The 18,988-nt window shown below is 66.0% G+C and carries 15 protein-coding genes; 8 read left to right on the top strand and 7 right to left on the bottom strand.

Annotated elements, in window-relative coordinates; genetic code table 11:
* Window positions 1-75: 75 nt before the first annotated feature.
* Complete coding sequence (locus DWA33_RS06575; RefSeq protein WP_114357305.1) at window positions 76-876, bottom strand: hypothetical protein; 801 nt, start codon at window positions 874-876, stop codon at window positions 76-78.
* Between the two features lie 253 nt (window positions 877-1,129).
* On the opposite strand from DWA33_RS06575, the gene DWA33_RS06570 reads away from it, so the two are divergent.
* The 3 genes from DWA33_RS06570 (at window position 1,130) to DWA33_RS06560 (ending at window position 6,028) form a co-directional block, all read left to right on the top strand.
* Entirely contained in the window at window positions 1,130-2,194 is a 1,065-nt protein-coding gene (locus DWA33_RS06570; RefSeq protein WP_114357304.1) for a YeiH family protein, read from the top strand.
* On the top strand, window positions 2,191-3,111 hold the full coding sequence (locus DWA33_RS06565) for a LysR family transcriptional regulator (RefSeq protein ID WP_114357303.1): 921 nt from the start codon (window positions 2,191-2,193) through the stop codon (window positions 3,109-3,111). Before DWA33_RS06570 ends, DWA33_RS06565 begins: the two co-directional genes overlap by 4 nt.
* Window positions 3,112-3,241: 130 nt before the next feature.
* Window positions 3,242-6,028, top strand: coding sequence for an ATP-binding protein (locus tag DWA33_RS06560; protein ID WP_114357302.1), 2,787 nt, complete (start codon window positions 3,242-3,244; stop codon window positions 6,026-6,028).
* Here the strand turns inward: DWA33_RS06560 and DWA33_RS06555 are convergent.
* Window positions 6,025-7,569 (bottom strand): acyl-CoA synthetase, encoded by a 1,545-nt coding sequence (locus tag DWA33_RS06555; RefSeq protein WP_114357301.1) that lies wholly within the window; start codon window positions 7,567-7,569, stop codon window positions 6,025-6,027. The genes DWA33_RS06560 and DWA33_RS06555 overlap by 4 nt on opposite strands.
* 152 nt (window positions 7,570-7,721) lie before the next feature.
* Window positions 7,722-8,534, bottom strand: coding sequence for a crotonase/enoyl-CoA hydratase family protein (locus DWA33_RS06550; protein ID WP_114357300.1), 813 nt, complete (start codon window positions 8,532-8,534; stop codon window positions 7,722-7,724).
* 109 nt (window positions 8,535-8,643) lie between these two features.
* Here DWA33_RS06550 and DWA33_RS06545 point away from each other — a divergent pair, with 109 nt between their 5' ends.
* Both DWA33_RS06545 and DWA33_RS06540 read left to right on the top strand, forming a co-directional pair.
* Window positions 8,644-9,516 (top strand): SDR family oxidoreductase, encoded by an 873-nt coding sequence (locus DWA33_RS06545; RefSeq protein WP_114357299.1) that lies wholly within the window; start codon window positions 8,644-8,646, stop codon window positions 9,514-9,516.
* Between the two features lie 332 nt (window positions 9,517-9,848).
* Complete coding sequence (locus tag DWA33_RS06540; protein ID WP_114357298.1) at window positions 9,849-11,477, top strand: fatty acid--CoA ligase; 1,629 nt, start codon at window positions 9,849-9,851, stop codon at window positions 11,475-11,477.
* 248 nt (window positions 11,478-11,725) lie between these two features.
* On the opposite strand, the gene DWA33_RS06535 is transcribed toward DWA33_RS06540, so the two are convergent.
* Window positions 11,726-13,000, bottom strand: coding sequence for an acyl-CoA dehydrogenase family protein (locus tag DWA33_RS06535; RefSeq protein WP_114357297.1), 1,275 nt, complete (start codon window positions 12,998-13,000; stop codon window positions 11,726-11,728).
* Window positions 13,001-13,125: 125 nt separating this feature from the next.
* Between DWA33_RS06535 and DWA33_RS06530 the strand changes: the two genes are divergently transcribed.
* On the top strand, window positions 13,126-13,905 hold the full coding sequence (locus DWA33_RS06530; RefSeq protein WP_114357296.1) for an enoyl-CoA hydratase-related protein: 780 nt from the start codon (window positions 13,126-13,128) through the stop codon (window positions 13,903-13,905).
* Between the two features lie 222 nt (window positions 13,906-14,127).
* On the opposite strand, the gene DWA33_RS06525 is transcribed toward DWA33_RS06530, so the two are convergent.
* The 3 genes from DWA33_RS06525 to DWA33_RS06515 are packed head-to-tail and all read right to left on the bottom strand — an operon-like array spanning window position 14,128 to window position 16,324.
* Window positions 14,128-14,502, bottom strand: coding sequence for a DUF6285 domain-containing protein (locus DWA33_RS06525; RefSeq protein ID WP_114357295.1), 375 nt, complete (start codon window positions 14,500-14,502; stop codon window positions 14,128-14,130).
* Between the two features lie 18 nt (window positions 14,503-14,520).
* Complete coding sequence (locus tag DWA33_RS06520; protein WP_114357294.1) at window positions 14,521-15,516, bottom strand: phosphotransferase family protein; 996 nt, start codon at window positions 15,514-15,516, stop codon at window positions 14,521-14,523.
* 7 nt (window positions 15,517-15,523) lie between these two features.
* Window positions 15,524-16,324: an enoyl-CoA hydratase/isomerase gene (locus DWA33_RS06515; RefSeq protein WP_114357293.1), complete on the bottom strand. Its 801-nt coding sequence runs from the start codon at window positions 16,322-16,324 to the stop codon at window positions 15,524-15,526.
* A gap of 168 nt (window positions 16,325-16,492) precedes the next feature.
* On the opposite strand from DWA33_RS06515, the gene DWA33_RS06510 reads away from it, so the two are divergent.
* Entirely contained in the window at window positions 16,493-17,272 is a 780-nt protein-coding gene (locus DWA33_RS06510; protein ID WP_114357480.1) for an SDR family NAD(P)-dependent oxidoreductase, read from the top strand.
* A gap of 40 nt (window positions 17,273-17,312) precedes the next feature.
* Window positions 17,313-18,827 carry an acetyl-CoA acetyltransferase gene (locus tag DWA33_RS06505; RefSeq protein WP_114357292.1) on the top strand — a complete coding sequence of 505 codons (1,515 nt, stop codon included), beginning with the start codon at window positions 17,313-17,315 and terminating at the stop codon, window positions 18,825-18,827.
* Window positions 18,828-18,988 lie beyond the last annotated feature (161 nt).

Genomic DNA, 18,988 nt, shown 5'->3' with positions numbered 1-18,988 from the left:
GGCCGGTATCCTGAAGTATTTTGTGCACCGCACGCAAGGCCAAGAATGGCGGTGCAGACCGATCGTCGGAGCCGGTCAGCGCGGCGCGCCGGAAATGTTGCGGACGTTATCCGGCGGCGGCTCACTGTCCGGCCGCGTGGTATCGGGGGGCGGCGCGGCCGGCTCGGCGACGCTCGGCGTCGGGGCGGGCGCCGGCGGCGGCGGCATCGGAATGGGTGCAGACACCGGCGTTTCGTAGAGCGGCGGCTGCGGCACCGGTCGTGCACTGGTGCCGGCCGGCGGCGGCGCAGTCGAGGGGGCGAACGGCTGCTCGAACAGCGGCGCTGCCGTCGCCTCAGGCTGGTGGGGGCGCTTGGCCCAGAAGAACGGGATGATGATCGCGATCACCAGGCCGACGATCAGCAGGATCAGCAGCGAGGATTGCTGCAGGAAGGCGATCGCCGGCACGCTGATACCGAGGATCACGCCGACCGCCGCCACCTTCCAGGTCCGCATGTGCAGCCCGGCGGTGAAGGTGCCGAGTCCCAGCAGCGTCAGCACGCCGAGCGCGCTGGCGAGCCCGCTGACCTGCCGTGTCACCTGCAGCGACATCAGCTCCATCGCGACCAGCACCGCGCCCCAATGCAGCACTTGGGTCAGCACCAGCCGCACCCGGTGCTCGCTGGTTTCGGTCTCGGGCCAGCCGGCGGCGATGCAGATCAGCCCGATCAGCGGCGTCAGGATCACCCAGTACAGACTATCCTGCACGAAGCTGGTGTAGGCAACGCCCACCACCGCCAACAGCAGCATCAGCAGATAGGGCCACTCCCGCAGCATAAAGCCACCGAGACCTGAGTGCCATTTGGTATGGGGCGCATCGGAGTGCATGTCGGTCATGATCGTTCCTCCAGCAGCCCCTTGTAGCACGGAACCCGGAATCGCGGCCGGCCGATCACGTGCTTTGGTAAGCAAGCTGCCAACTGCGGCTGCAGCGACGTGCGGGGCAACGAGCGGCTGGGTTTTCGGTTCCAGCAACACGGAACTGCCGACCGCGGCAATTGATAAGTTAAATCTATTGATTCAACAAAAACAATCTGTTTGATTGATTGTTCAGCAGACGTGATGGATCGGCCGACAAGGAGCCGATCCCATGCCCGTGATAGCCGATGCCAAACCCAAGCCGCACCCTCATCGCCGCGCCGCCCATCTCGGGCGCCACCTCGCCGCGATCGCGCCCGGGGTGCTGGTGACCGCCGCGATCGCCACCGCCGCGGTCGGCCTACGTGCCATTCCGGGGATGCCCGGCCTCTCGCCGATGTTGCTGGCGATCCTGATCGGCATCGTGGCGCACAATACGGTCGGCACGCCGTCCTGGGCGGTGCCTGGCGTCAAGTTCAGCCTGCGCCGCGTGCTGCGCTTCGCCATCATCCTGCTCGGACTGCAGCTCACCACCGCCCAACTGATCGAGGTCGGCGGCGAGGGCCTCGCGATCATCGCCGCGACGCTGCTCGCCACCTTCAGCTTCACGGTATGGTTCGGCCGGCTGCTCGGCGTCGACCGCAAGCTCGCCGAGTTGATCGCCGCCGGCACCTCGATCTGCGGCGCCTCCGCGATCATCGCCACCAACACCGTCACCCGGGCCGACGACGAGGACGTCGCCTACGGGGTCGCCTGCGTCACCGTGTTCGGCTCGCTGGCGATGGTGATCTATCCGCTGCTGCAGGGCGTGCTTGGGCTCGACGCCCACGGCTTCGGGCTGTGGACCGGCGCCTCGATCCACGAGATCGCGCAGGTCGTCGCCGCCAGCTTCCAGGGCGGGCAGAGCGCCGGCGAATTCGGCACCATCGCCAAGCTGTCGCGGGTGATGATGCTGGCGCCGCTGGTGATCGGCCTCGGTATGATGGCGCGCCGCCGTGCCCGGCATCAACCCGCCGGCGACCACAGCGTGACACCGCCGATGCCGTGGTTCGTGCTCGGCTTCGTGGCGATGATCGGCGTCAATCAGGTCGTCGACATCCCGCACGAGGCCAGGGGCTGGATCGTCGCGGTCACCGCGTTCCTGCTGTCGATGGCGTTGGCCGCGATGGGGCTGGAGACCGACCTGCGCAAGCTCGCCGCGCGCGGACTGCGCCCCGCTTTGCTCGGCCTCACCGCCGCGCTGTTCATCGCCAGCTTCTCGCTGGCGCTGATCAAACTCACAGGATGGCACGGATGACACTGGAGCAACTCCGCATCTTCATCGCGGTCGCCGAACAGCAACACATGACCCGCGCCGCGAGCGGACTGCACCTGACCCAATCGGCCACCAGCGCGGCGATCGCCGCGCTGGAAGCGCGTCACGGCGTCAAACTGTTCGACCGCGTCGGCCGCGGCATCGTGCTCACCCAGGCCGGGCGCGATTTCCTCGGCGAAGCCCGCGCCGTGCTCGCCCGCGCCCGCGCCGCGGCCCAGGCGCTTGACGACATCGCCGGCCTGAAGCGTGGCTCGCTCAGCCTCGCCGCCAGCCAGACCGTCGGCAATTACTGGCTGCCGCAGCGGCTGCTGCGGTTCCGGCAGCGCTATCCCGGCATCACGCTGCAGCTGACGATTGCCAACACCGAACAGGTCGCCGCCGCGGTGCGCGACGGCCGCGCCGATCTCGGCCTGGTCGAAGGCGAGGTCGACGAGCCGCTGCTGAGCGCCACGCCGATCGGCGGCGACGAACTGGTGATCGTGGTCGGCCACGACCATCCGTGGCGCACGCTGGCGCGGCTGACGGCGGCCAAGCTCAGCACAACCGGCTGGGTGCTCCGCGAACGCGGCTCCGGCACGCGTGCGATGTTCGAGGCGACGCTGCGCCGCGCCGGACTGGCTTTGTCCGATCTCGACGTGCGCCTGGAACTGCCCTCCAACGAAGCGATCCGCGCAGCGGTCGAAAGCTCGGACTGCGCCACCGCGATCTCCGCGCTGGTCGCCTCGCCTTCGCTCGCCGCCGGCACGCTGCACCTCCTGCGATTCGATCTGCCGCGGCGCGTGTTCCACTTGCTGCGCCACAAGGAACACAGCCAGAGCCGCGCCGAGAATGCACTACTTGCTGAATTGTCGGCGACGCCTACGGGTTCACCGGGATTTGGGTACCCGAATCACCGGTGATAATTCATGGTTCCACACACAACAGCGGTTCGCTGCACAACTAACCAAGGATAACATCGTCGCGCGTGTGCGACGTCGTTGCGACCGCGCGAAACGCCAGCGTAGCATTCCGCCCTGGGAGGGCAGCAGCTTGCGCAAGGGCCTGACACTTTCGACCAGACTGGCGATCCTGTTGGCGTCGACGGTGGTGCTGACTGCGGTGGGAGTCGGCTATCTCGGTTATCGCAACATCGCGCCGGTCGCAATCGAACGAACCTTGGCGGGCCTCAATGCCAATGCGAGCTGGCAGGCGCGCGAGCTGTCCCACCTCGTCAACGGCGCCGCCGCCGATCTGATGGGCTTTCGCCGCATCATCGGCATCAACGAACTGATCGAACTCAGCGTCGACCAATCGAAGACGATCGCCGGCGAGAGGCTGCCGCAATGGCGCGAACGGATCGCCCGGCGCCTCGCACTGGAACTGGAAAACAAGCCCGACTTTGCGCGCTACCGATTGATTGGCGTCGCCGATCAAGGTCGCGACATCGTCCGGGTCGAGCGTCTGGCCAGCGGCAAGGTCCGCCTTGTTCCGGATCACGAGCTGTCGCTGGCGAGCGGACGGCCGATCATTCAGCTCGGCATGGCCGCGGCCGACGGCGAGATGCTGATTTCCAGCGTGGAATTCGAGTCGATCGACGAGCGGTCCGGCCAGGCGTCCCCGGAGCTGCGACCGGTCATCCGCGTCGTCACTCCGGTGTTCGCCGACGACAGGCGGCGCTTCGGCATCCTGGCCGCAACCATCGATCTGCGTCGTCCGTTCCAGCGGCTGAAAGATCTGTCGCTGGCCTCACCCAAGATCTATGTCGTCGACCAGAAGGGTAACTACCTGTTTCATCCCGAGAGGCCGCAAGACAGCGCGACGCTCGGTTTCTCTTCAACGCTGAAGCAGGATTTTCCTGCACTCGCCGAAGCTCTGGGGAACGGCCGCTGGACGCCCGCCGTCATCACCAACCGCGACGGAGACCGGTTCGGCGTCGCCTATCAACCGATGAGCGTCGGCCGCGACGTGCCGCTCGCACTGGTCGAAACCATCGCCGAGCAGGACATGATCCGCGGCCCCATGTTGGCGTGGGCGAAATCGACGCTGATCGGCGGCAGCCTCGCGGTGCTGGTGGCGACGCTGCTGGCGGTGGCGTTCGCCCGCAGTCTGGCACGGCCGCTGTCGGACATCATCCGTGCGGTCGCGAATGTCGGCGACGGCGGGACACTCGCGCTGCCCCGCAGCGCCGGAGGGGAGATCGGCGTACTGGCCGAGGCGTTTTCCGCGACGCTTCGGGAATCCCAGGCCAAGACCGCGGCGCTGAGCCGCGAGAAGGAGATCTTTCAGTCGATCACCAACGCGATGGCCGAAGCGGTGCTGCTGGTCGATACCGAGGGACAGGTGATCTACGAGAATCCCGCAGCCGTGGCGCTGCGCACGCCGCCGTCCGGCCTGACCGGCCCGACCTGGGAAAGCTCCATCGAGTTGTTCCTGACCGACGGCGTGACGCCGCTCGAGGTTGCGCAGCGCCCCGGACGGCGGGCCCTGAGGGGCGAGTTGGTCGATCGTTTCGAGCTTATGGTGCACGTGCTCGGCAGCAACAAGGTGGTCGACGTCTCCGGCAATGCGCGGCCGATCCGTGATGCCGACGGGGTCATCAGCGGCGCCGTGGTGGTGTTCAGCGACGTCTCCGAGCTGAAGGAGACCGAGCGGCGGCTGCATCAGGCGCAGAAGCTCGAGGCGATCGGCCAGCTCACCGGCGGCGTCGCCCACGACTTCAACAACATGCTGACGGTGATCAGCGGCACCGCGGAGATTCTGCTCGACCAGCTCGCCGACCGGCCCGACCTCCTCGCCATCGCCAAGATGATCGACCAGGCCGCCGAGCGCGGCGCCGATCTCACCCGGCAGTTGCTGGCCTTCGCCCGCAAGCAGCCGCTGCAGCCGCGCAGCATCGACGTCAACACGGTAGTGGCGAACATCAAGCAGTTGCTGCGACCGACCCTCGGCGAGCACATCGAGATCGACCTGCGGCTGGATCCGCAGGTCGAGGCGGCGCTGATCGACCCCTCACAATTGTCGTCGGCGCTGCTCAACCTCGCCGTCAATGCCCGCGACGCGATGCCCGCCGGCGGCGCGTTGCTGTTCGAAACCGCCAACGTGACGCTCAACGACGACTACGCCGAGCATCATCCAGAGGTGAAGTCGGGCCGCTACGTGATGATCGCGGTCACCGACTCCGGCGCCGGCATGGCGCCGGACGTACTGGAAAAAGCGTTCGAGCCGTTCTTCACCACCAAGAGCGTCGGCAAGGGCACCGGCCTCGGCCTCAGCATGGTGTACGGCTTCGTCAAGCAGTCGGGCGGCCACATCCAGATCTACAGCGAACCGGCGCACGGCACGACGATCAGGCTGTATCTGCCCCGCGCCGACGTCGATGTCGACGCTCCGCCTTCGATCACCGCGGTGGAGGGCGGCAACGAAACCATCCTGCTGGTCGAAGACGACGAGCTTGTGCGCAACTTCGCGCTGACACAGCTCCGCGGTCTCGGCTATCGCACCATCGCGGCGGCGGACGGCGCCGCAGCGATCGCCGAAGTCCGGCGCGGCACACCGTTCGACCTGTTGCTCACCGACATCATCATGCCGGGCGGCATGAACGGCCGCGAGCTCGCCGACGCGGTGGCGCGGCTGCGGCCCGTCAAGGTGCTGTACACCTCCGGCTACACCGAGAACGCGATCATGCATCACGGCCGGCTCGATCCCGGCGTGCTGCTGCTGACGAAGCCGTTCCGTCGTGCCGACCTGGCACGGCTGGTGCGCGCCGCACTGGCTCGCGGCGATCACCGGCCGGCTGAGGACGACGCCCGCCGGCAACACAAGAGCGCGGCGAGCTAGATCACCCGGCCGGCGTTCGCCCAATACGGATCGCGCAGGCGGCGCTTGAAGATCTTGCCGGAATCTTCGCGTGGCAACTCCGGCATGATCTTGATGTGCTTGGGCACCTTGTAGTCGGCCAGCGCCAGCTTGAGCTGCGTCCGGATGAAATTCTCGTCCAGCGTCACGCCCGGCTGCGGCTCCAGCATCGCCATCAGCGCCTCGCCGAACTCAGCGTCGGGAATGCCGAATACCGCGCAATCGTGCACACCCGGCACGGCGTGCAGCGCCGCCTCGATCTCGGCCGGGTAGATATTGACGCCGCCGGAGATCACCATGTCGCGCTTGCGATCGCAGATGAAGACGTAGCCGTCGTCGTCGAGATAGCCGACGTCGCCGGAGGTGATGAATCCGTCGCGATCGATCTCGGCGCGCTTCTCCGGTTTGTTGTGATAGGTGAAGTCCGGATTGCCCGCGATCCGCGAGAAGATCTCGCCGATCTCGCCCTGCGGCACTTCGTTGCCGTCGTCGTCGATGAACTTCAACTCGGCGCCGTGCGCAATCTTGCCGACGGTGCCGGGCTTGCTCAACGCGTCTTCGGAGGTGGCGAACGTCACCGCGCCGGATTCGGTCGAGCCGTAGAATTCGTAGATCACCGGCCCCCACCACTCGATCATCGCGCGCTTGACGTCGGCCGGGCACGGCGCCGCGGCGTGGATGACGTGGCGCAGCGACGAGACGTCGTACTTGGCGCGCACATCCGCGGGCAGCTTCATCAGCCGGATGAACATCGTCGGCACCATGAACACGGTGTCGATCTTGTGCTCCTGCACCAGCGCCAGGAACTCCTCCGGGTGGAAGCGCGGCATCAGCACCAGCACACCGCCGAGCTTGCCGGCGCGGATGCCGAACGAATTCGGCGCCGAGTGATACAGCGGGCCCGGGCACAGCGCGCGCACCTGCGGCTTGAGGCCGTAGATCGTCGCGCGCATTTTCTCGGCATGCGCCGCCTGCTCCGGCGTCGGCGCGAACCGCTTGACGCCCTTCGGATGGCCGGTGGTGCCGGAGGTGTAGATCATGTTCTGCGGCTGCGGCTGCGCCGGACCGTCATACGACTTTTGCTGCGCAAGCCAGCCGTCGAAATCGATCGCATTGCTCGACGGCGACAGATGATCCGGCGCGATCTTGTAGTTGGCGATCACTTCCGGCGGCGTCGGCACGCTGAGCACGGTGAGGTCAGCCGGAATCGCGGCGGCGACGCTGTGCAGCAAGTCGGCGTGCCCGATCAGCACCCGCGTGGCGGAATCGCCTATGATGTAGCCGACTTCCTCCGGCTTGAAATGCCAGTTCACCGGCACCGCATAGGCGCCGAGCGTCATCACGCCGTACACCGCTTCCATGAAGGCGATGTCGTTGCGCATCAGCACGCAGACGCAATCGCCGGGCTTCACCCCGAGTGCCTGCAGGCCGCCGGCGATGGCCGCGACGCGCGCGCTCACCTCGTCGAAGCTGCGGCGACGGTCGCCCGAAATGATGCCGTGATAGAGTTGGTTCTCGGACATTGTTACTCTCCGATTCTCGAGGTCGGGGTTTGGCCGCGACGCCCCGCGATCGCGGGCGCACACTGCGGCGAGACGATGCGGGGCTTATACGTGAAGACGCCGCGCGATGCGCGCGGCGTCCACTCGATAAGTCATGTATTTGCCGCGTAGCGCTATGCGTCTGTGAAGTTCGGCAAACGCTTTTCCAGATTCGCCCGCACCGCCTCGGTCTGGTTCGGCGAGCCGATCAGCTTCTGCTGCTCGACGCTTTCGGCGAGCAGCGCCGGGCCCGGATCGACAGAGACGCTGTTCATCATCCGCTTGGCGGCGCGGATCGCGTCCGGACTCTTCCCGGCGATCTCGCGGGCCATCTCCAACGCGGCCTGATACGGATCGTCGACGATCCGGGTGGCGAGGCCGATGCTCACCGCCTCCTGCGCTGTGACGATGCGGCCGGTGTAGGTCAATTCGCGCAGCACGTCGTCGCGCAGCAGCGTCGCCAGGATCGGCGTGCCGGCCATATCCGGCACCAAGCCCCATTTGATCTCCATGATCGACATCCTGGCGTCCGGCGCCATCAGCCGGATATCGGCGCCGAGCGCGAGCTGACAGCCGCCGCCGAATGCGACGCCGTGCACCGCAGCAATCACCGGCACCGGCAGCATCCGCCAGCCCCACACCGCCTGCTGCGGCGCATTGGCCTGGCCGTGGGTGCGCTTGGTCAGGTCGCGAAATTCGCCTCCCGGAATTCCGTTGCCGCCGCTTTCCTTCATCGCGGCGAAACGTCCCATGTCGAGGCCGGCGCAGAACGCCTTGCCCTCGCCGGACAGCACCACGACACGCACGCCCTTCTCGTTCGCCAGCCGTTCGGTGGTGCTGACCAACGCCTCGAACATCGCGGCATCGAGCGCATTCATCTTGTCCGCGCGCACCAGTCGGACATCGGCGACGCCGTCGGTGATCGTCACCGAAACGCGATCGTTCATCGGCAGTCCCTTCGTTGTTTTGTGTTGCGGCGCTACAGAAAAGCGTTGTCGGGATTTAGTCAATCGCCTAATTAACGGCCAGCTTCAACTTTTCCGGGCGGTTTTCTTCATGTTCACAGATCAGCTTCTCGCCGGCCGTCGCATCCTCGTCACCGGTGGCGGCACCGGCCTCGGCAAGGCGATGGCCGCGCGCTTCCTGCAACTCGGCGCCGAAGTGCACATCTGCGGCCGCCGCAAGGGCGTGTGCGACGACACCGCGACCGAACTGATGGATCAGTACGGCGGCAAGGTGATGACCTACGGCGTCGACATTCGGGACTCTCAGGCGGTCGACCACATGGTCGAGACCATCTTCGAGAGCGGGCCGCTCACCGACCTGATCAACAACGCGGCGGGAAATTTCATCTCGCGGACACAAGACCTGTCGCCCCGCGGCTTCGACGCGGTCGCCAACATCGTGATGCACGGCACTTTCTACGTCACCCACGCGGTCGGCAAGCGCTGGATCGCCGGCGGCCATCGCGGCAACGTGGTGTCGATCACCACCACCTGGGTTCGCAACGGCAGCCCCTATGTGGTGCCGTCGGCGATGAGTAAGTCGGCGATCCACGCCATGACGATGTCGCTCGCCGCCGAATGGGGCCGCTACGGCATCCGCCTCAACACCATTGCTCCGGGCGAAATTCCGACCGAAGGCATGAGCAAGCGGATCAAGCCGGGCGACGAGGCCGGCGCCCGCACCATCAAGATGAACCCGATGGGCCGGGTCGGCACCATGGAAGAGCTGCAGAACCTCGCCACCTTCCTGATCTCCGGCGGCTGCGACTGGATCAGCGGCGAAACCATCGCGATGGACGGCGCTCAGGGGCTGGCGATGGGCGGCAACTTCTATCAGCTCCGCGACTGGAGCGACGCCGACTGGGATCAGGCCAAGGCCTCGATCAAGGCCCAGAACGAAAAGGACCGCGCGCAGCGGGGGTAAACCGCCGCCAGTTCGTCATGGCCGGGATCGACGGTGCTGGTTGCTACGCCACCCCAAGCTCACCACCGTCATCCCCCGCGGATGCGGGGGATCCAGTAATACGGATCGTCTGCGGCTGACCACGAACGCTCTGCAATACTGGATCGCCCGGACGAGCCGGGCGATGACCACGTTGTTGTACGCAGCCATTGTGCCCTGCAACGCCGCCCCGCTCTACTCTCGCCGCGGCATTTCCTTCTCACCCGCGACATTCCCTCCCGCTTGTGTTTGCCTGCGAAGCGCGGCAGACTTCCGGCAAACAACAAGCAACTAATAATATCCAGGGAGTGACAATGTCCGACCTTCAGGAGAAGGCCCGCACGGCCGCCTTCAATTCGTCTGCGCCGGCTGCCTCGTCGGAGCCGGCCACACTGGCCGACGTCATCCGTGCGCAGGCTGCGACGCGCGGCGGCGAGATCGTCTATGAATTCGAAGGTCGCAGCACCAGCTTCGCCGAGTTCGACCGCCACACCAACCAAGTCGCCCGCGCGCTGCAGGCCTCCGGCGTGAAGCCGAACGAGCGGATCGCCTATTTGGGCAAGAACAGCGATATCTATTTCGAGCTGTGGAGTGGCGCGATCAAGGCCAAGGCGGTGATGGCGCCGGTGAACTGGCGGCTGGCCGGGCCGGAGATCGCCTACATCGTCGAGGACTGCAAGGCGGCGATCCTGTTCGTCGGTCCCGAATTTGTCGATCAAGTGCGCGGGCTGAAAGACCAGTTCCCCAGCGTGCGCCATATCATCACCACCGAAGGCGGCGCGCCGGAATGGCAGGACTTCACCAAATGGCGCGACGCGCAGAGCGCCGAAGACCCTAACGTGCCGATCGCGCCCTCCGACATCGCGATTCAGCTCTACACTTCCGGCACCACCGGAAAACCCAAAGGCGCGATGCTCAGCCACGCCAACTTCCTGTCGCTGGTCCGCGCCGGCCAGGACAACAAGCCGGAGTGGAACACCTGGACGCCCGACGACGTCTCGCTGGTGGCGATGCCGGTGTTTCACATCGGCGGCTCCGGCTGGGGCATGATGAGCATCTATCATGGCGCCAAAGGCGTGATCGCACGCGAATTCGATCCGACCAAGGTGCTGGATTTCTTCGAACAGTCCGGCATCACCAAGTTGTTCATGGTGCCGGCCGCGATGCAATTCGTGGTGCGCCAGCCGCGCGCGCGCGAAGTCGACTTCTCGCGGCTCAAGTACATGCTGTACGGCGCCTCGCCGATTCCGGCGGCGCTACTGAAGGAATGCATCGAGGTCTTCAAATGCGGCTTCGTGCAGATGTACGGCATGACCGAGACCACCGGCACCATCGTGGCGCTGCCGCCGGAGGATCACGTCGAAGGGCTGGAGCGGATGCGCTCGGCCGGCAAGGCGCTGCCGGGTGTCGAGATCGCCATTCTCGATCCTGACGGAAATCCGCTGCCGCCGCGGCAGGTCGGCGAGATCGCCACCCGCTCCGGCTCCAATATGGCGGGCTACTGGAATCTGCCGGAGGCGACCAAGAAGACCATCGACGCCAACAACTGGCTGCGCACCGGCGACGCCGGCTACATGGACGAGGACGGCTACGTCTACATCCACGACCGCATCAAGGACATGATCATCTCCGGCGGCGAGAACATCTATCCGGCCGAGGTCGAGAGCGCGATCTGCGATCATCCCGATGTCGCCGAAGTCGCGGTGGTCGGCGTCCCCGACGATCAGTGGGGTGAAGCGGTCAAGGCCGTGGTGGTGATGAAGCCAGGCAAGGAAGCGACCGCGCAGGATATCATCGGCTTCACCCGTACCCGCATCGCCGGCTACAAGACCCCGAAGTCGATCGACTTCATCCCGGCCCTGCCCCGGAATGCCTCCGGCAAAATCCTGCGCCGCCAGCTCCGCGACCCGTATTGGAGCGGCAAGGATCGGCAGGTGAACTGAGCGGCGGCGTTCAGCTACACACATCCACCGCCGTCATCGCCCGGCTCGTCCGGGCGACCCAGTATCGCAGAGCGCTCGTCGCTCTGCGGTGCATTTGCCACGAGCGCCCTTGCATACTGGATCCCCCGCATGCGCAGGGGATGACGTTTGTAGGCGGGGCAATGCCTATCAACCTGACAAACGTCATGCGCGGGCTCGACCCGCGCATCCATCGCGCGCGTCAACGCGCTAAACTAAGCCGGCTGCACTCACCTCTTGTTCGCGCCCATGTAGCCGAACAGGAATCCCGCCACTTTGCGCATCTGGATTTCCTCGCTGCCTTCGGTGATGCGATAGCGGCGGTGGTGGCGGTAGATGTGTTCGAACTGCTTGTGGCGCGAATAGCCGATGCCGCCGTGCACTTGAATCGCGCGGTCGGCCGCCTGGCCGCATAGCCGGTTCGCCCAGTAATTGCACATCGATACCTTGTCGGACAGCGTGTGCTCGACCTGCGCCTGGGTCATCTGGTCCATTTCCCACGCGGTCTTGCGGATCAGGAGGCGCAGCATCTCGGCTTGCGTCGCAAGCTCGACCAGCGGGAACTGGATAGCCTGGTTGCGCGCGAGTTCCTCGCCGAACGGCTTGCGCTCACGCGCGTATTTGACGCTCTCGTTGATGCAGAACACCGCCGCGCCGAGCGACGAAGCCGCCTGACGGATGCGGTTCTCGTGGACGAAGCACTGCGCCAGCGACAGGCCGCGACCGACCTCGCCGAACAACGCGTCCTCAGTGACGAACACATCTTTGAACGACACCCGCGGATGGTCGGTCGGCATATTGAAGGTCCAGAGATATTCCTCGACCTTCACGCCCGGGGCATCGGCCGGCACCAGGAAGCAGGTGATGCCGCGCGCGTCGCCGTCATTGCCCGAGGTGCGGGCGAACAGCGCGCAATGCGTGGCGACGTGCATGCCCGTCGTCCACATCTTCTCGCCGTTGATCACCCAGCCTTTCTTGCCGTCGCGAGTCGCCTCCTCTGCACGCGTCTCCATGTGGGTCGCGTCCGAGCCGTGGTCTGGCTCCGTCAAGCCGAACGTGATGCGATACTTGCCCTTGATCGAACCGTCGATCATCGCCTTCTGATCGTCGCGGCCGTACAGATCGAGCATCTTCACCACCGGAAAATTACCGACGATCGAGTGTTCGTTCTGCAGATCGTTGTGCAGGCCGAGGCCCTTGGCGGCGAAGTGCTCGCGGATCACCGCCATCCACAAATTGGTGCCGTCCTGGCCGCCGTAGCGCTTCGGGATCGCGAAGCGCAGATGCCCGGCCTCGTCGGCGAGATCCTTCGCCTTGCGCAGCAGCTCTTCCCATTCGTGACGCGGCAAGCCGCCGTTCTCGAAATCAGTTCGCGCCCATTCGCGGCGATGATCGAAGAAGCGGATGTTGTCATCGGCCTGTTCGAGCGGCTTGATCTTGGCGTCGATGAAGCGATCGAGCTCGGCGAGATAGGCGACCAGATCGGGCGGCAGAGAGAAATCCAAGGCGTGCTCCCACAGTCTTCGTGTTGTTGTTGATCTTGTTAAGCGAGCGATTAACATGCGCCGCGCACGACAAGTCAAGCGCGCTTCAGCCGCACAATTCTGCTCAACGAAAAAAGGAAACGCCGATGGCGCTGCAGTTCTCCACCGTCACCCGCAAGGGGCCGATCACCATCGTCACGCTGTCGCGGCCCGAAGTGTACAACGCGCTGCACACCGACGCGCATTTCGAACTCGAAGGCGTGTTCAACGATTTCGCCGCCGATCCCGAACAGTGGGTGGCGATCGTCACCGGCGCTGGCGACAAGGCGTTCTGCGCCGGCAACGATCTGAAGTGGCAGGCGAGCGGCGGCAAGCGCGGCTGGGGCGAGAGCGGCTTCGGCGGGCTCACCTCGCGGTTCGATTGCGACAAGCCGATCATCGCCGCCGTCAACGGCGTCGCGATGGGCGGCGGCTTCGAGATCGCACTCGCCTGCGACCTGATCATCGCGGCTGAGAACGCCGTGTTCGCGCTGCCGGAGCCGAAGGTCGGCCTCGCCGCGCTCGCCGGCGGCCTGCACCGCCTGCCCCGCCAGATCGGCCTGAAGCGCGCGATGGGCATGATCCTCACCGCCCGCCACGTTCCCGCCCGGGAGGGGCTGGAGCTCGGTTTCGTCAACGAAGTGGTGCCGCAAGGCGAAGCGCTCGCCGCCGCCGAACGCTGGGCCGAAACCATCTGCAAGAACTCGCCGATGTCAATCCGCGCTTCGAAGCAGACGCTGAGCCGCGGCCTCGAAGTCGCATTACCGCAAACGATCGCCGAGCAGCGCGACTATCCGGCGGTGAAGGCGATGGTCGCCTCGCAGGACTACATCGAAGGCCCGAAGGCATTCTCGGAGAAGCGTGCGCCGAACTGGCAAGGGAAGTAGTTCGGTCGCACCGCCCTCTCCACGTCATTGCGAGCGCAGCGAAGCAATCCAGAATTCCCAAGCGCAGCGCTGGATTGCTTCGTCGCTTCGCTCCTCGCAATGACACAACACTATTAGTCCGTCATTCCGGGACGCGAGCGCAGCTCGCGAATCCGGAATCCAGAGGTGATAATCTCCTCGAGATTCCGGGTTCGCGCTGCGCGCGCCCCGGAATGACACTGACTACTTCTGTTCCATCTCCCGCCGATAGCTCGCGTAGTTCGGCTGATCGACCGCGAGCTTGGCGAGCGTGGTGCGCCACAGATGGTCTTTGACGCCGAGCGTCGACAGATCGACGGCACCCGACGCGATGCGATCTGCGAGTTCGGCATTCAATTCGAGCAGCGAGCCGTCGCGGCCGAGCAGCGCCTTCAGGCTGGCGTGTTCTTCGGCATCGGTCTCGGCCGACAGCGTCAATTGCCGCGTCACCAGATCGAGCGCGTTGATGCCGACCCGCAGCTTGAACGCGGCGTGACCGGTGATCTGCGGCGCGATTTGGTCGCGCAGGAAGTCGGCGACCGCCTTGATCAGCTCGTCCGGCCTCGGTTCGTCCTGCATCGCTACCTCGCTGGTCGATTAGTTGCGCGGCGCCAGCAGGCGCAGCAGATCAATCTCGGTCTCCGACGAGCGGCGGCCGATCATCGCGCGCTCCATCGAATGATCGGGCCCCTGACGGAAGCGCTGCATCATGCCGCAACACATGATGCCCCAGCGCAGCGTGCCCATCACTTCCCAGAACTTGACCCGATCCGGATCGACGCGGCCGCCTGCGGCTTCGTAGCCTTCGAACATCTCCTCGCGCGAGCCCAGCCCGCCGACCGGCTTGTCGATCTCGCCGAACCGCCAGGAATTGACGCAGATCCAGCCGAGGTCCTCCATCGGATCGCCGCGATGCGCCAGTTCCCAGTCCAGCACGGCGCGAACGCCGTCCGAGCCGATGATGAGATTGCCGTGGCGAAAATCGCCGTGCACTAGCGTGACCGCCTTCGACACGCCCGGATCGTTCTGGCTGAGCCAGCGCAGCGCCAGCTCGAACGCCGGGCGCGGCCAGCCCATGCTGCGATAATCGTCGCGCAGCAGACCGATCTCCTCGGTCGAGCTGATCGTGCGCAAGCTCGGTAGCGCGGCGCCGTCGATGCCGTGGAGGCCGGCAAGGATCGAGCCGATCTGCCGCGCCAGCTTCGGCCGCACCTCGGCGAACTGCGCATCGCGCAGGATCTTGCGCGGGATGGTCTCGCCGTCGACGCGCCGCATCACGAAGCCGGCGCCGAGCGCGTCGGCTTCGGTGAGGACGTGCAGCACCTGCGGCGACGGCACGCCGGCCTCGCAGGCGAGCCGCATCAGTTCGGCCTCGACATCGAGGCCCGCGGCACGCCCGGAAACGCTGCCGTAACCCGGCGGCGAGCGGCGCAGGATCGCGGCGATGTCGCCCTCCGGCCGCACGATCACGAACGACCAGGTCTCCTGACTCGCACCGCCCGAAAGCTGCGCGAGATCACGAACGCCGGTCGCACCAATGCACCACCCGACCACGCTGCGCTTCAGCGCGTCGGCAAAAGCTGCAGCGGCCATCTCCGGCTTATTTGCCCTTGAACTGCGCCCGACGCTTTTCGAGGAAGGCGCCGACGCCCTCCTTGAAGTCGTCGGTCGAGCCGGCGACGCGCTGGCATTCGAATTCGAGGTTGAGCTGCTCCTCGAACGAGTTCTCCGGCGAATCCCAATACAGCTTCCGGATCAGCGACAGCGCGATGGTCGGACCGTTGGCGAGGTCGTGCGCCAGCTTCATGGTTTCGGTCCACAGCTCGGCGTCCTCGTACACGCGATTGACGAGGCCCCATTCCAGCGCCTTGTCGGCCGGCAGCTTCTCGCCGAGCAACGACAATTCGACCGAACGCGCCTTGCCGACCAGACGCGGCAGCAGCCAGGTCGAGCCGCAATCCGGCACCAGGCCGATGCGGCGGAACGCCTGCAGGAAGTACGACGACTTCGCGCACAAGATCATGTCGCCCATCAAGGCAAAACTCATCCCGGCGCCGGCGGCCGGACCGTTGACCGAGGTGACGATCGGGCAGTGCAGCCGGCGCAGCCGGCGCAGAAACGGATGGAACGCGGTCTCCAGTGCGGCGCCGGCGCCCTTGCCGCTCTGGCTCATGTTGTTGCCGGAGTTGCGGCCCTGCAGGTTCGCGCCGGTGCAGAACGCGCGACCGGCGCCGGTGATCACCAGGCAGCGCACCTCGGCGCGCTTCTCCTCGATCGCGTCCAGCGCTTCGCCGAGGCCGCCCAGCATATCGATCGACACCGCGTTCATCACCTCCTGATGATCGAGCTTCAGGATCGCGACGGCACCGTCGAATTCGAGCGTGACGTGTTTGAACTGCATAGTTTCCTCGCGCTGTCGGTTCGCGGTTATTCCGCTCTGTGGAAGGGTTTTGCGACGTGAAAGCATATTTGATTTTTGCGACGCGCTTGTCCATGGTCCTGCATCGATCACAGTGCGCGCACGTTCATGCAGGGTGTAGCGCGCGACAAACAAAAATGGAAACGCTGGATGAGCATTTTCGATTTGAGCGGCCGCGTCGCCGTGGTCACCGGGGGCAACGGTGGTATCGGCCTCGGCATGGCCCAGGCGCTGGCAACCGCCGGCTGCAATGTGTCGATTTGGGGCCGCAACACGGCGAAGAACCAGGCCGCATTGGCCACCATGGGGAATATGCCCGGCAAGGTCGAAGCGCGGATCTGCGACGTCACCGATCCGGACTCGGTGAAGGCGGCGATGGACGCGACGCTGCAGGCGTTCGGCCGCGTCGACGGCTGCTTCGCCAATGCGGGCATCGGCGGCGGCGGCCGACAGGCCTTCATCGACCGCACCGAAGAGCAGTGGCGCTCGATGTTCGCCACCAACCTCGACGGCGTGTTCCACGCCTTCCAGGCCGCGGCGCGGCACATGACCGAGCGCGCCGCCGATGGCGATCCGTTCGGCCGCTTGGTCGCGACCTCGAGCCTCGCCTCGATCTTCGGCACCGCGCGCAACGAACACTACGCGGCCACCAAGGCGGCGATCAACGCGCTGGTGCGCGCGCTCGCGGTCGAACTCGCCCGCTACGGCGTCACCGCCAACGCGATCCTGCCCGGCTGGATCAAGAGCGACATGACCGCCGGCATCATGGGCAACGACAAATTCGTCGCCAATGTGATGCCGCGGATTCCGGTGCGGCGGTTCGGCGAGCCGGAGGATTTCGGCGGCATCGCGGTGTACCTGATGAGCAAGGCGTCGTCGTATCACACCGCCGACACCTTCGTGATCGACGGCGGCTACACCGCGTTCTGACGACACCCGCCTCCATCTTCCGATCAACAAGAAGCAAGAAATGCCGACCACGCTCCAGCCCGACCGCATCCCCGTCATCGCCGGTATCGGCGAAATCGCCGACCATCCCAAGGACATCGCGCAAGGGCTGGAGCCGCTGGCGCTGCTCGAAGCCGCCGTGCAACGCGCCGACGACGACAGCGCCGCGAGCCTGCTGCCGCAGATCGACTCGCTCGACGTCGTCAACTTCCTGAGCTGGCGCTATCACGCACCGGCCGAGCAACTGGCGACGCGGCTCGGCATCGCGCCGCCGCACTGCTTCTACGGGCCGGTCGGCGGCGAGAGCCCGATCCGCTTCATCCACGAAGCCGCGCTGCGGATCGCCCGCGGCGACGCCCAGGTCGCCGTGGTCTGCGGCGCCGAGGCGCAATCGACCGCCACCAAGGCGGCGCGCGCCAAGCTCGATCTGCCGTGGACGCCGTTCGCCCACGATGCGCCGGAGCCGAAGCGCGGCGCAGCGTTCCAGCAGCCGATCGCCGCGACGCTCGGAGTCGCGCGGCCGATCACGGTGTATCCGCTTTACGAGGCCGCAACCGCGGCGCATTGGGGCCAGACGCCCCGCCAGGCGCTCAACGAGTCCGGCGTGCTGTGGTCTCGCTACGCGGCGGAGGCGGCACGTAATCCGAACGCCTGGATCAAGCGCGCGTTCGCGCCAAACGAGATCACCACGCCCTCGCCCGAGAACCGGCTGATCGCGTGGCCGTACACCAAGCTGATGGTCGCCAACCCGAGCGTCAATCTCGGCGCCGCGGTGCTGCTGACGTCGCTGGCGAAGGCGCGCGAAGCCGGCATCCCGGAAGACAAGCTGATCTACATTCACGGCGGCGCCTCCGCCGAAGAGCCCCGCGACTATCTCGCCCGCGATCAGTTCGTGCAGAGCCACGCTCAGAATGCGGTGCTGGAAACCATCAAGGCGATGGTCGGCGGCAACGGCCGCGCGTTCGACGCGATCGAGCTGTATTCGTGCTTCCCGGTGGTGCCGAAGATGGCGCGGCGCACGCTCGGCCTCGGCGACGACGTCGAGCCGACGGTGACCGGCGGCCTCACCTTCTTCGGCGCGCCGCTCAACACCTACATGACGCACGCCGCCTGCGCGATGGTCCGCCGCCTGCGCGACCGCGCCAAGCTGGGGCTGCTTTACGGCCAGGGCGGCTTCGTCACCAAGCATCACGCGTTGATCGTCTCGCGCACGCTGCCGCAGGAGGCGCTGAGCCAGGACGTCAGCGTCCAGGCGAAGGCCGACGCCGCCTACGGCAGCGTGCCGCGCTTCGCCACCGAGGCGAGCGGTGACGGCACAGTCGAGACGTTCACATTGATCTATGACGGCCGCGGCGAGGTCCAGCATGGCGTCGTGATGCTGCGCATCGCTGATGGCGCCCGCGCAATGGCGCGCGTGCCGGCGCAGGATCAGGCGACGCTGGCATTTCTGACCAACATGGACCGCAGCCCGGTCGGCACGCGCGGACCGATCGCCACCGCAGCCGATGGCGTGCTGGAGTGGCGTGCCGCCGGTTAGTTCGGCCTCGCGAGGTCGCATTCCCGTCATTGCTGTGCAAGTTCAATAATTCGGTGATCGAATCCACCCATCAGGGAGGCTTCGATGCGCGACAACAGTTTCGACCGGACGATCGAGCGGAATTACATCCAGAAATGGCGGTTTCTGATGGCCGAGTACGA

The sequence above is a fragment of the Rhodopseudomonas pentothenatexigens genome (assembly GCF_900218015.1).
Lineage (GTDB): Bacteria > Pseudomonadota > Alphaproteobacteria > Rhizobiales > Xanthobacteraceae > Rhodopseudomonas > Rhodopseudomonas pentothenatexigens.
This window is presented reverse-complemented; position numbering and strand designations above follow the sequence as displayed.

Bases quoted from the DNA above. Each gene is read 5' to 3' on its own strand.
- DWA33_RS06545 (WP_114357299.1), top strand. From the start codon at position 8,644: ATGTTCACAGATCAGCTTCTCGCCGGCCGTCGCATCCTCGTCACCGGT.
- DWA33_RS06520 (WP_114357294.1), bottom strand. From the start codon at position 15,516: ATGGCCGCTGCAGCTTTTGCCGACGCGCTGAAGCGCAGCGTGGTCGGG.
- DWA33_RS06550 (WP_114357300.1), bottom strand. From the start codon at position 8,534: ATGAACGATCGCGTTTCGGTGACGATCACCGACGGCGTCGCCGATGTC.
- DWA33_RS06540 (WP_114357298.1), top strand. From the start codon at position 9,849: ATGTCCGACCTTCAGGAGAAGGCCCGCACGGCCGCCTTCAATTCGTCT.
- DWA33_RS06525 (WP_114357295.1), bottom strand. From the start codon at position 14,502: ATGCAGGACGAACCGAGGCCGGACGAGCTGATCAAGGCGGTCGCCGAC.
- DWA33_RS06530 (WP_114357296.1), top strand. From the start codon at position 13,126: ATGGCGCTGCAGTTCTCCACCGTCACCCGCAAGGGGCCGATCACCATC.
- DWA33_RS06565 (WP_114357303.1), top strand. From the start codon at position 2,191: ATGACACTGGAGCAACTCCGCATCTTCATCGCGGTCGCCGAACAGCAA.
- DWA33_RS06575 (WP_114357305.1), bottom strand. From the start codon at position 876: ATGACCGACATGCACTCCGATGCGCCCCATACCAAATGGCACTCAGGT.
- DWA33_RS06515 (WP_114357293.1), bottom strand. From the start codon at position 16,324: ATGCAGTTCAAACACGTCACGCTCGAATTCGACGGTGCCGTCGCGATC.
- DWA33_RS06555 (WP_114357301.1), bottom strand. From the start codon at position 7,569: ATGTCCGAGAACCAACTCTATCACGGCATCATTTCGGGCGACCGTCGC.
- DWA33_RS06510 (WP_114357480.1), top strand. From the start codon at position 16,493: ATGAGCATTTTCGATTTGAGCGGCCGCGTCGCCGTGGTCACCGGGGGC.
- DWA33_RS06505 (WP_114357292.1), top strand. From the start codon at position 17,313: ATGCCGACCACGCTCCAGCCCGACCGCATCCCCGTCATCGCCGGTATC.
- DWA33_RS06570 (WP_114357304.1), top strand. From the start codon at position 1,130: ATGCCCGTGATAGCCGATGCCAAACCCAAGCCGCACCCTCATCGCCGC.